At 71.7% G+C, this 11,171-nt stretch carries 12 protein-coding genes and 2 pseudogenes; 1 reads left to right on the top strand and 13 read right to left on the bottom strand.

Annotation, left to right across the window (positions count from 1 at the left end; genetic code table 11):
- The coding region (locus H300_RS29545) for a transposase family protein (protein ID WP_199779229.1) at positions 1–516 on the top strand (516 nt) is incomplete at its 5' end.
- Between the two features lie 25 nt (positions 517–541).
- Here H300_RS29545 and H300_RS30660 read toward each other — a convergent pair.
- The 13 genes and pseudogenes from H300_RS30660 to H300_RS28370 form a co-directional block, all read right to left on the bottom strand.
- A complete protein-coding gene (locus tag H300_RS30660; RefSeq protein ID WP_078516196.1) occupies positions 542–1,531 on the bottom strand; it encodes a CapA family protein in 990 nt (329 codons plus the stop codon).
- A gap of 201 nt (positions 1,532–1,732) precedes the next feature.
- Positions 1,733–2,638: a Gfo/Idh/MocA family protein gene (locus H300_RS0120980; RefSeq protein ID WP_028428965.1), complete on the bottom strand. Its 906-nt coding sequence runs from the start codon at positions 2,636–2,638 to the stop codon at positions 1,733–1,735.
- A gap of 190 nt (positions 2,639–2,828) precedes the next feature.
- Positions 2,829–3,359 carry a hypothetical protein gene (locus tag H300_RS0120975; RefSeq protein ID WP_078516195.1) on the bottom strand — a complete coding sequence of 177 codons (531 nt, stop codon included), beginning with the start codon at positions 3,357–3,359 and terminating at the stop codon, positions 2,829–2,831.
- A gap of 135 nt (positions 3,360–3,494) precedes the next feature.
- A complete protein-coding gene (gene ung / locus H300_RS0120970; RefSeq protein ID WP_037981330.1) occupies positions 3,495–4,178 on the bottom strand; it encodes a uracil-DNA glycosylase in 684 nt (227 codons plus the stop codon).
- Between the two features lie 179 nt (positions 4,179–4,357).
- Positions 4,358–4,813, bottom strand: coding sequence for a periplasmic substrate-binding domain-containing protein (locus tag H300_RS0120960; RefSeq protein WP_158678417.1), 456 nt, complete (start codon positions 4,811–4,813; stop codon positions 4,358–4,360).
- A 168-nt stretch (positions 4,814–4,981) separates the two neighbouring features.
- Entirely contained in the window at positions 4,982–5,737 is a 756-nt protein-coding gene (locus tag H300_RS0120955) for an SDR family oxidoreductase (RefSeq protein WP_028428961.1), read from the bottom strand.
- 11 nt (positions 5,738–5,748) lie between these two features.
- Positions 5,749–6,510, bottom strand: a complete 762-nt coding sequence (fabG, locus tag H300_RS0120950; RefSeq protein WP_028428960.1) for a 3-oxoacyl-ACP reductase FabG — start codon at positions 6,508–6,510, stop codon at positions 5,749–5,751.
- Positions 6,511–6,694: 184 nt separating this feature from the next.
- Positions 6,695–7,132: a DUF3037 domain-containing protein gene (locus H300_RS0120945; RefSeq protein WP_078516194.1), complete on the bottom strand. Its 438-nt coding sequence runs from the start codon at positions 7,130–7,132 to the stop codon at positions 6,695–6,697.
- Positions 7,129–7,938 (bottom strand): HipA family kinase, encoded by an 810-nt coding sequence (locus tag H300_RS28380; RefSeq protein WP_199779228.1) that lies wholly within the window; start codon positions 7,936–7,938, stop codon positions 7,129–7,131. The genes H300_RS0120945 and H300_RS28380 overlap by 4 nt, the downstream gene beginning before the upstream one ends.
- 110 nt (positions 7,939–8,048) lie before the next feature.
- On the bottom strand, positions 8,049–8,213 hold the full coding sequence (locus H300_RS30655) for an integrase (protein WP_078516197.1): 165 nt from the start codon (positions 8,211–8,213) through the stop codon (positions 8,049–8,051).
- A gap of 147 nt (positions 8,214–8,360) precedes the next feature.
- Positions 8,361–9,071: pseudogene (locus H300_RS28375) on the bottom strand (IS256 family transposase); the annotation flags it as partial.
- A 38-nt stretch (positions 9,072–9,109) separates the two neighbouring features.
- Positions 9,110–10,540 carry an ISL3 family transposase gene (locus H300_RS0120930; protein WP_078516193.1) on the bottom strand — a complete coding sequence of 477 codons (1,431 nt, stop codon included), beginning with the start codon at positions 10,538–10,540 and terminating at the stop codon, positions 9,110–9,112.
- Between the two features lie 218 nt (positions 10,541–10,758).
- Positions 10,759–11,171, bottom strand: a pseudogene (locus tag H300_RS28370) (transposase); the annotation flags it as partial.

The raw sequence follows: 11,171 nt of genomic DNA, 5'->3' as shown, positions 1-11,171 counted from the left end.
TGGTATCCCCTGGTCGGTTTGCTGCTGATCTGCGCTTGCGCAGTCGTCTCCGGCGCCCGGACCATCACCGAGATCACCGAGTGGGGACAGCGCGCCACCACCACGGTGCTGGAACAACTCGGCATCCGCCGCCACCTGCCCGGACGTCGACGCGCCCCGTCCCATGCCACCCTCACCCGGCTCCTGGCCGCCCTCGACAGCGATGCCCTGGACGCCGCGAGCGTCCGGCTGCGCGACGTGCTCGCCGTCGCCGTCCGCGCCCTCCCCGGCACCGAGCTGGTGTACGGCGCCACGGTGCGCGCCCTGGTGCGGCGCGACGGGACCGCCCCCGGGGTGCGCGGCATCGAACTCGAGGACGCCCACGGCGTGCGCACCCTGTACCCGTCGCTGATCGTGGGCTGCGACGGCAAGCGCTCGGTGGTCCGGGAGATGGCCGGCATCGGCGCCCCGGCCCGCGCCTTCAAGTGCGGCTACACCGAGCTGCGCCTGCCACTGCCCGGGTCCTGGGGCCGGTGATGCGCGCCGCCTTCACCGCCGACGGCTACGTGCTGGGCACCCCGATCTCTGACGAGACCCTGCTGTTCGCTTGGATCACCGACCCGGACACGGCCGGCGCGGCCGTCGACGGTCCGCTCGAAGCACAGGACATGCAGGAGGGCGCACCTCGACGCCCTCGCGGCGCGTGCGGGCCGGGCCGCCGGAGGGGACGCGGGCAACGGCGCCGGCCACCTGCCGGACTTCGCCCCGCCGGCCCTGGGCCAGAGCGAGCTGCGTGCCGTGTTCGCCGCGGCCGTTCCCGAGGGCGTGCCGTCCCTGTCGGCCGCCGTGTCCACCGGCGCCGGGGCCCGCCCGTGAACCTGACCGGCCAGCAGCGGCGTTCGTACCTCGCGCGCATCGGGTACGACGGTCCGCTCGAACCGACCCTCGACGTGCTGACCGCGCTGTGCCGGGCCCATGTGTTCGCGAGGTGGGCCACCCGCGCAGCCCGCAGCCCGCAGCCCGCAGCCCGCAGCCCGCAGCCCGCAGCAGCGTCGGCTCCCCGGCCTCCCGGGCAGTGCGCGCGGATCGGTCCGGTGTGCCGCACTCTGGCGGCGTCCAGGGAGTGGTTGGAGGCGGTGGAGCAACTGTCGTCATCGGTGTGCGCGAGTGCTTCCGCGAGCTGCGGAGGCGAGCGGAACAGCGGATACCCGGTGAACGGGCAGTCCTCCGGGGAGTACGGGGTCTCCACGTGGCACAGGGCGAGGTCCGCGGCGGTGACCTGCGGCCGCACCCCCGCGAGGATCAGCCGGAAGTCGTGCCCCGTCCCCCCTGCGTCGGCACGGGCCTGCTCGATGATCGAGGGGTACGGGATGAGGTCCCCGGTGGCCAGCAGGGTGAAGCCCGCACCGGGCCCCGTCCCGGCGTCGTGTCCCTTCTCGGTGGCCGAGCCGTTCCCGGCGGCCTGCCGGGCGGGGTTCCCGGGGCCCGCGGGGGGCCGGCGCAGGCCCCGACCGTCGCGAGCAGTCCGGCCAGTGCCAGTGCCGACCGCCATGGTGCTCGTGCCACCGCGCCCTCCTCCGTCCCTGTCCCTGCCGCTTCCCCACGTCAGCGTGCGTCCGGCGGGGCGGGACCGCAGCCCGGGCCCCGGCCGGTGGGTGGGTGGGCCGAACGGCGGGACGCGGCGGTGGGTGGCGGAAGGCGGACGGTGGGTCCGGGGCGGAGAGAGGCGGATCGGGGGCGCGACCGGAAGCGCTCAGCCGGCCTGTGCCAGCACGGAGGTGACCACCCGCTCGCAGAGCTCGTGGGTGCGCAGGGCGTCCTCGGCGTCGACCGGAGTACCGTCGTGGACCGCGTCGAGGAAGCTCAGCGCGGCCTGCTCGATGCCGCGCTGCCGTGCGACGGGGACCCAGTCGCCCCGACGCCGGACGCCGGGGCGGCCGCCGTGGTCGACGACCTCGGCGAGGTTGCGCACCTCGCGCTTGCTGTCCCCACCGGAGACCTCCAGGATCTCCTCGGCCGAACCGGACCTCCGGTTCATCGTCCCGATCGCGGTGAAGCCCGCACCCGTCAGGTGCAGGACGACGTGGTGGAGCAGTCCGTCCACGAGCCTTCCGTGCACCTCTGCCCGCTCCACCTCGCCGGGCGCCAGAAACCGCAGGGTGTCGACGACGTGGATGAAGTCGTCGTAGACCATCCGCCGCGGGTCCTCGGGCAGTCCGACCCGGTTCTTCTGCATCAGCACGAGGTCGCGCGGGTGATCGGCGCACTGCGCGTAGTCCGGTGCGAAGCGCCGGTTGAAGCCGACGGCGAGCGGGACCCCCTGCTCGGAAGCGGTGCGCACCAGCTCCCGCGCGTCGTCGAGTTCGTAGGCCAGCGGCTTGTCGACGTAGGTGGGCACTCCGGCCGCCAGGAGGCTGCGGACGATCCCCGGATGGGTCTCGGTCGGGGCGTGGACGAACGCGGCGTCCAGACCCACGTCGATCAGCGACCGCAGTGCGGTGTGCCGGTTCCCGGCGGGCACCCGGTGGGTGTCGGCGACCCGCTCCAGGGTCTCGGGCGAGCGGGTGTGGAGGTGCGGGTCGAGTCCGCGGCGAGCGGTGAGGACCGGCAGGTACGCCTTGCGGGCGATGTCACCCAGTCCGATGATGCCGACCTTCACGTCACGCTCCTCGTCTCGGTGCCTCGACTGCCTCCGGTTCCGCGGAGCCGGCACGGGCCCGCGGGGACCGCTCGCGGCTCGGCCGGGGCGTCCGGGCAGCATACGCGGGGCCCGGGGGCCTTCTTCCACCCCCGCGGCTGGTCGCACGACCGGGGCCTGGGGCGGCCTGGGCCCGGGGCGACCGGATGGTCTACCGCTGAGGATCAGCCGACGGGCCCCGGCCACCCTCGCTCCCGGCGAGCAGCCGGTCGAGTCTGCCGACGGCCGTCCGCACCCGGAGCGCGTGGTCGGTCGCCGGCAGCTCCGCCGCCGCGGCCCGCGCCCGTTCCAGTTCCCGTCGCGCCGCCGTCCGGTCACCGAGCCGGGCGTGGTCGCTCGCCAGGCTCAGGAGCAGCGAGGCACGGCCGACCGCCCCCGCGGACGGCCTGCCGCTGCCCGGGGCTGCGTCGTCCGCTGCCGTTCCGGCGGCCAGCGCGTCGGCCGCCGCCAGGGCGCGCAGGTCCCACAGGACCGCCTCACGCGGATCGTCCTGGGTGCCCGCGAGGTAGTGGGCGACGGTGCAGCGGTGGGCCGGTGCGCCGCGCTCCCCCAGCTCCTCCCACAGGGCGGCGAGCCGGTTGCGGGCCTCCTCGCGGTCGCCGCCGCGGTGCAGGATGACCGCCTGCCCGATCCGGGTGGTGATCGGGATCCTGGCGGCGGGTACCTGCGATGACTCGGCCACGCGCTCCTCCTGGGGTGCCGGTGTGCGTCGACCCGACGCTAGCCCCCGCGCGGCGGGACACGGCCGAGGCTCACGCGGGACGCCGCGGCCCGACCGCCGGTGCCGCCCGCCGCAGGCGCCGGGGCCGCCCCGGGCTCAGGCCGCCAGCCGGGGCAGCCGCCAGTCGATCGGCCGGTGTCCGTGCGCGGTGACCGCTTCGTTGATCCGGGTGAACGGCCGCGAACCGAAGAAGCGGCGCGCCGAGAGCGGCGAGGGGTGCGCGCCCTCGATCACGGTGTGCCGCCCGGTGTCGATGAGCCGCATCTTCTTCCTCGCGTAGTTGCCCCAGAGCACGAAGACCACCGGGTCGGGCCGCCGGTCGACCTCCCTGATCACGGCGTCGGTGAAGTGCTCCCAGCCCCTGTTCCGGTGCGAGTTCGCCTCGCCGGCCCGGACGGTCAGCACGGCGTTCAGGAGCAGCACCCCCTGCTCGGCCCAGGGCAGCAGGCAGCCGTTGTCCGGCACGGGGACACCGAGTTCCTCGTGCATCTCCTTGAAGATGTTCCGCAGTGACGGCGGAGTGCGGACGCCGGGCCGCACCGAGAAGCTCAGCCCGTGCCCCTGGCCCTCGCCGTGGTAGGGGTCCTGGCCGAGGACCACGACCTTCACCTGTTCGTACGGGGTGGCTTCGAGGGCGGCGAAGACATCCTCGGCGGGCGGGTAGACCGGTCCGGCCTGCCGCTCGTCCGCGACGAAGTCGACGAGTCCTTTGAAGTAGGGCTCCGCCGTCTCCTCGCCGAGGACGTCCTGCCAGGAGCCGGGCAGTGTGGGGGCGTTCACAGCGGTCAACCTCCGGTGCGCTTTGCGATCACGTGCCCGGAAACCTACCGGTCGGCACCGACAGTGCGCTCACCAGCCGGACTTCCGGTGAAGTTCCCACATCCGCATGATGGTCGAGGCGTCGAGGGCCCACTCCACTCCGGCGATACTCGCGTGCGCGGCGAGGTGGACGCGCCCCTTCACAGCGGCAGCAGCCTGGCGTCCTCGGCCAGGACCCGCCGCGCTTCCCGCAGCGTCTCGCCGGCCGTGGCCCGGTCGCTCTGCTGCCGGGACTTCGGCAGCAGCCGCTCGGTCAGCTCCGGTCCCCCGTACGGGATGTCCAGCGCGTTGTCGTTCCCCACGAAGGGGCCAATGTGATTGTCGGCGTCCCGGTTGAACACGAGGTGGCGGATCTCCGTCCCGGTCACTTCGCTCAGCTCGATCTCGGGCTCCCCCGGCCCCGTGTTCCAGAACGCGATGATCTGCTCGGGGGGGGTGAGGCCGCGGGAGGTGAGGTCCGCCTCGCCCGCCTCCAGCGACTCCACCAGCGGGCCGGAGCCCTGGAAGTAGCAGCTGGTGGCGGCGCACCGACGCCCCGGGCGGACTCCGTCGGTCCACGGCGGAGCAGGCCCCACCGCAGCGCCGCGCCCGGGCATCGTGGACAGATCAAACCCGGCAGCGCGGCGGTTCGGTCCCGGAAACACCGCTGCGGCGCCGCTGCCGAGCGGGGTGTGCTCGGCAGCGGCGCCGCCGTCGGGGAGCCGGCGGTACCGGGTGGGGCGAGCAGCGGCGGGGCTGCCTCCCCGTTCCCGGTGGGACGGGTCTCAGGAGACTCCCGCGTTGAGGAAGAGCCCGCCGTCCAGGACGAGGGTCTGGCCGGTCACCCAGCCGGCCGCGTCCGAGGCCAGGAAGGCGACCGCGCCCCCGACGTCCTGGGGGACGCCCAGCCGTCCGAGCGGGTAGCTGCGGTTGGTCTCCTCCTCCCGGCCCTCGTACAGCGCGGTGGCGAACTTCGTCTTCACGACCGCCGGAGCGACCGCGTTGACCCGGACGCCGGGCGCCATCTCGTGGGCCAACTGCTGGGTGAGGTTGACCATGGCCGCCTTGCTGATGCCGTAGGCGCCCACGAACGGCGACGCCGACAGGCCGGCGACCGAGGCCACGTTGACGATCGACCCGCCGTGGTCCCGCTGCCAGGCCGCCCAGGTGAGCTGCGCGAAGCCGAGGGCGGAGACCACGTTCATTTCGAACACCTTGCGGGCGACGTCCAGGTCAAGGTCGGCGATGGGGCCGAAGACGGGATTGGTGCCCGCGTTGTTGACCAGGTGGTCGACCCGCCCGTAGGCCTCCCTCACCCGCTCGACCGCCGTCGCACGGTGCTCCCCGTCGTGCGCCTTGCCCGCGACCGCCATGGCCCGGTCGGGTCCGAGCGCGTTGACGGCCTCCTTCAGCGCGTCCTCGTTCCGGCCGGTGATGCACACCCGGTCCCCGCGCGCCACCATGGCCTCGGCGACGGCGTAGCCGATGCCGCGGCTGCCGCCGGTGATCAGGGCCACCCGGCCGCTGTCCTGCTGTGTCATCGAGGGTCTCCCTAGTCGAGCGGTCCGCCGGCCACGTAGAGCACCTGACCGGAGACGAAACCGGTGGCGTCCGCGGCGAAGTACGCGATCGCACCCGCCACGTCCTCCGGGCGGCCGACCCGCTGGACCGGGATCTGGGACGCGGCCGCGGTCTGGAAGTCGTCGAACTCCATGCCGACCCGGGCGGCGGTGGCCGCGGTCATGTCGGTGGCGATGAACCCGGGCGCCACCGCGTTGGCCGTGACCCCGAACCTGCCCAGTTCCTTGGCCAGCGTCTTGGTCAGGCCCTGGAGCCCGGCCTTCGCCGCGGAGTAGTTGATCTGCCCGCGGTTGCCCAGCGCCGAACTGGACGACAGGTTGACGATCCGGCCGAAGCCCGCGTCGACCATATGCTTCTGGCACGCCCTCGACATCAGGAAGGCGCCGCGCAGGTGCACGTTCAGCACGGTGTCCCAGTCGTCCTCGCTCATCTTGAAGAGCAGGTTGTCCCGCAGGACGCCGGCGTTGTTCACCAGGACGGTTGGCGCACCGAGCTCCTCGGCGACCCTGGCCACCGCGGACGCGACCCGCTCCGCGTCGGAGACGTCGCAGCCGACCGCCAGCGCCCGTCCACCCGCACCGGTGATCTTCCCGACGGTCTCCCCGCAGGCGGCCTCGTCGAGGTCGAGCACGGCGACCGCGCGCCCGTCCTCGGCCAGCCGCACGGCGGTGGCCGCGCCGATGCCTCGGGCTCCGCCCGTCACAATCGCGACGCGCTGCTCGGTGGTGGACATCCTGGTTCTCCTCGCACTGGGATGAAGGGTGAGCAACCGCTTAGTAGGTTCCGCAGGGGCGACGCTAGAAGTTGGCGGGTCCGCTGTCAACGGCCCGGTCGCAGCCACGGCCGGCCCCGCCCGGAACGGGGCGGGCGGGGCCCGATGGCGAGGGCGGTCGGCGGGGTGGGGGTCCCGTCCGGGGTCAGGAGCCGCGGGACGGCAGCGGCGGGGAGACCAGTGCCGCCAGGAGCCGGTCCAGCTCCGCGGCCGGGTCGGCCGTGAGGCCGGTGTGCACGGGGCCCGGTTGCAGGACGGTGCTGCGCGGGGCGACCAGCCAGCGGAACCTCCGGCCCGCGTCGTCGGACGCCGCCTGCCCCGCGTACGTCCCTCCCCGGCACACGTCCTCGACGGCGCGGAGTGCAGCCCGTACTCCGGCCACGTCCACCGTCGGGTCCAGTGCCAGCAGCCGCTCCTCCGCCAGCCCGGTGCGGGCCGCGACGAAGGAGTGGGCCCGGCAGTAGAGCAGCACGCCGGCGTTGATCCGCTCGCCCCGCTCCACCCGGGGCACCACGCGCAGCAGGGCGTACTCGTAGACGTCGAGGCCCGCGCCGGGCCGTCCCTCGTCCCGCACGGCGCTCACTCCCCCGCTCCGGTCAGCCACCCGGGGGCCCTCGACGGCCCGTCGGGGGTGGGCGTCCCGACGACCACCCGCTCGTGCAGGCCGACGACCCGGTCGCCGAGCACGGAAACGTAGGCCTCGCGCAGTTCGTCCGGTGAACCGAAGCCCGGCTCGTCGGCGAGCCACTCGTCCGGGACGTCGGCGAGGCAGCCTGCGAGCAGCTCCCCGGTCACCAGCGGGGCGAGAGCCGCGGCCGCGGCGGCGACGTCCGGGCCGAACGGGGCGAGCACGTGGTCGGACGCGTCGTACGGCTTCTCGGCCGCCCGTTCCGCGCCGGACCAGTTGTGCTGCCAGATCATCGTCGCGCCGTGGTCGATCAGCCAGAGGTCGCCGTGCCAGACCAGCAGGTTCGGGTTGCGCCACGAACGGTCCACGTTCCCGACCAGGGCGTCGAACCACACGATCCGCCCGGCCTCGGCGGCGGACACCGTGTAGGCCAGCGGATCGAACCCGAGGGAGCCGGGCAGGAAGTCCATCCCGAGATTCAGTCCGCCGCTGGCCTTGAGCAGTGCCTGGACCTCCTGGTCCGGTTCGGCCAGCCCGATCACCGGATCGAGCTGCATCCGCACCAGTTCGGGCACGCGCAGCCCCAGCCTCCTGGCCAACTGCCCGCACACGACCTCGGCGACCAGGGTCTTGCGCCCCTGACCCGCCCCGGTGAACTTCATGACGTACGTGCCGAGGTCATCGGCCTCGACGATCCCAGGGAGCGAGCCGCCCTCACGCAACGGCGTGACATAGCGGGTCGCTACGACCTCTTGCAACACTTTCCTAGGCCACCCATCTCTTCAACCTTGCAATCCACGAAAGGCTCCTCTGGAGCGAAGAGACCGGGAACCCGGGTCAATAGCGCTGGGGAGAATCTGGGGAGTTTCGACTAGCAAGCTGATCTCCCGCGCTCCCCAAGCAGACCGTCGATGGTGCCCCGTCCCTTGCTTCCAGCCTCCGGCATGAAGTGAGCATAGTAACCGAGAGTGATAGCAGGCGAGGAGTGCCCGAGCCACCGAGCCAGGGTCACGACGGACTCTCCGGCTTCCAACATGATCGAGGCGTAGGTGTGCCGAAGCGCATGGAAGCCGTCTTTCTGAGCCGCCGCCCACTGCCAGGCTTTCGCCCCCTCAGCGCGCGGCGGGATGATGCCCACCGACTGGGTCTGTCAAACGAGCGGTGCAGCCGGGGTTGTTGAGGGTTACTGACGGGCTTCCGACAGACGGCCGTCGGAGGTGATGTCGAAGGCGTTCAGGGCGGTCTTCCAGCGCATGGTCCAGCGGGCCTGGCCCTTGCCGGTGGGGTCCAGACTCATGGTGGCCGTGTAGACGCACTTGAGGGCGGCGGTCTCGCGGGGGAAGTGGCCGCGGGCCTTGACCGCTCGCCGGATCCTGGCGTTGACGGACTCGATGGCGTTGGTGGTGCAGACGATGCGGCGGATCTCGGTGTCGAAGCGGAGGAACGGGGTGAACTCTTCCCAGGCGTTCTCCCAGAGTCGGACGATCGCCGGGTACTTCGTGCCCCAGACGTCGGCGAACCCGGCGAACCGCTCGAGTGCGGCTTCCCCGGTCGGCGCCGTGCAGACGGGCTTCAGAAGCCTGGCGATCTTGTCCCAGTCCTGGCGGGCGGCGTAGCGGAAGGAGTTCCGCAGCAGATGGACCACACACGTCTGCACCACCGTGCGGGGCCAGACGGTCTCCACCGCGTCGGGCAGGCCCTTGAGCCCGTCGCAGACGAGCATGAGGACGTCGTGCACGCCGCGGTTCCTGATCTCGGTGAGGATGTGCATCCGGTGCTTGGCGCCCTCTCCACCGTCGCCGGCCCACAGGCCGAGGATGTCCCGCCGGCCTTCGACGGTGACAGCCAGGGCCACATAGACCGGCCGGTTGGCCACGGCGACGTCGCGGATCTTGGTTCTGTCGACGATCTTGTGATCCGGACGGGCTGGACTCATCGCGCGAGCAGGACGCGTCTGCGAAGGAGATCGAGGCTGGCCCGCCCGAACATCTGCCGCTTCAGCATCTTCAGCCGGTTGATGTTGCCTTCGACGGCTCCGGAACTGTGCGGCAGGGACATTCCGTTGCGGACGGCGGCGAAGTCACGGCGGAGGTTGCGGGCGAAGCCCGCCAGTGGGGCGAGGGAGTCGCATTCGACCTCGGCTATCCAGTCCTCGAGGCGGTCGCCGTGGCGTGCGGTCATCATGACTGCGAACTTCCTGACATGCCCGGTGAGCCGGTCCACCTCCGGATCACGCTCACGCAGCCGACGGAGCTTTCCGGCGTCCTCGTCCCGCAGGTGATCGGGGTGAGTCATGATCCATGAGGTGACCTCACGGACCGACGGAGGCTTCGGTCCCGGATCGGGTGCGTGTCCGCGCCCGATGCGGTAGCGCCGCAGATAGCGCTGGACAGCCAACTCGCCGCCGGGATAGCCCTGTTCCTGAATCTCGCGGTAGAGCTGGGCTGCGTTTCTGACACCTTCGTTCCAGCGCCGGTGCAGATAGCCGACATACGGGTCGACGACGTGGAACCGCTGCTGGCTCTTGGCGACGACGTCGTCCGCGGAAGGGGCGTTAACCGACTTGCGGACGGTGGCCTGGTGCAGTCCGAGCTTCCGGCCGATCCCCGCCTTCGACATCCCCCGCTGCCACAGTTCGTGGGCAGCGGCATGCTGTTCACGGAGCCGAGTCACGATCTTCAGCTCCGTCTGCGGCTGGACTACCTGCGGTTCGTCGGGAGTGTCAGCGGGTTCCGAAGGCGGTTCGGCCAGACGGAAGCGATGACTGTGCACCGTCTTCTCGACCGCCTGGCCGAGATTGGCCCACAGGTGATAGCGATCAGCGACCTGCTCGGCCTGCGGCGCCCCGATGCGTGCGCCCTCCGCGTAACCGCTGGACCGGTCCCGGCAGATCACCTTCACCTCGGGGTGGTCGCGGGGCCATGCGGCGAGGTCTTCGCCTTCGCGCCCGTCGTGGAGATGCAGTGGACGGTGGGTGGTCATGTCGATCAGCACCGTGCCGTAGTGACGGCCCTTGCGGAAAGCGAAGTCGTCGACGCCGAGGACCTCAACCTCGCCGACCTCCGGTTCAGGCAGGGCTCTGATCAGTCGAAGCAGCGTGTCCTTGCCCACGGCAATGCCGACCGCGGAGGCCAGGCGGTCTCCTGCCCGGCCGGCCAGAGCCAGTCCGATCCGCGTCAGCACGTCGCGCAATAGCGGGGTCAGCCGCCTGTGCGGGGTTGTCAGTCCCGCGATCTGCTCGGCGAACGTCACTGCCGTGCAGGCAGTGTTCTCGCAGCGGAACCAGCGTATGTCTAACTCGATCACCACGCCGAGCCCGCTCACCGCGACGTCACGCAGCTTGCGTACGTACCGGCCGTGCACCCGAGCAGAACTCTGACCGCACCGGCAGGTCCCGCTCTTCGCCCGCACCCGCGTCCTCAGCACCACCTTGTCCGGCCGTCGTTCGACCTCCTCGATGAGCAACGCGGACGAGTACGGAAACAGCTCCAAAAGCACGTCACGAGAGCACGCGATGCATGATTGCGAACAGTCGGCAGGAACCACTCAACCGTCCGGATCACAAGGTCGTCGACAGAACCGATCTTCACGTGGATGGCGTCGATGAAGACCACCGGACAGACGGCGTCCAGGGGCCGGTTCTGCCATTCGGCCATGCCGTCCATGACCTTGTCGGTGATCGTGGAGATCGTCTGCCGGGAGACGTCGGCGCCGTAGACCTCGGCCAGGTGTGCCTGGACTTCACCGGTCGTCAGGCCCTTCGCGGACAGCGAGATCACCATCTCGCCCACGCCGGTCAGGCGCTTCTGCCGCTTCTTGACGATCTTCGGCTCGAAGCTGCCCTCGCGGTCGCGGGGCACGGCCATCTCGACCGGGCCGACGTCCGTCAGCACGGCCTTGGCCCGGGTCCCGTTGCGGCTGTTGCCGCCGTTCTTCCCGGCCGGGTCGTGCTTGTCATAGCCGAGGTGGTCGGTGATCTCGCCTTCGAGGGCGG

Source organism: Streptomyces sp. TAA040, from assembly GCF_000424845.1.
The sequence above is the reverse complement of the archived record's forward strand: the minus strand, read 5'-3'. Positions and strand labels throughout refer to the sequence as shown.

What these genes read in the sequence shown, in the direction of transcription:
- H300_RS30660 (WP_078516196.1), bottom strand. Translation starts at nt 1,531, where the DNA reads ATGGCGGTCGGCACTGGCACTGGCCGGACTGCTCGCGACGGTCGGGGC.
- H300_RS0120960 (WP_158678417.1), bottom strand. Translation starts at nt 4,813, where the DNA reads ATGCCCGGGCGCGGCGCTGCGGTGGGGCCTGCTCCGCCGTGGACCGAC.
- H300_RS0120955 (WP_028428961.1), bottom strand. Translation starts at nt 5,737, where the DNA reads ATGACACAGCAGGACAGCGGCCGGGTGGCCCTGATCACCGGCGGCAGC.
- fabG (WP_028428960.1), bottom strand. Translation starts at nt 6,510, where the DNA reads ATGTCCACCACCGAGCAGCGCGTCGCGATTGTGACGGGCGGAGCCCGA.
- H300_RS30655 (WP_078516197.1), bottom strand. Translation starts at nt 8,213, where the DNA reads ATGTTGGAAGCCGGAGAGTCCGTCGTGACCCTGGCTCGGTGGCTCGGG.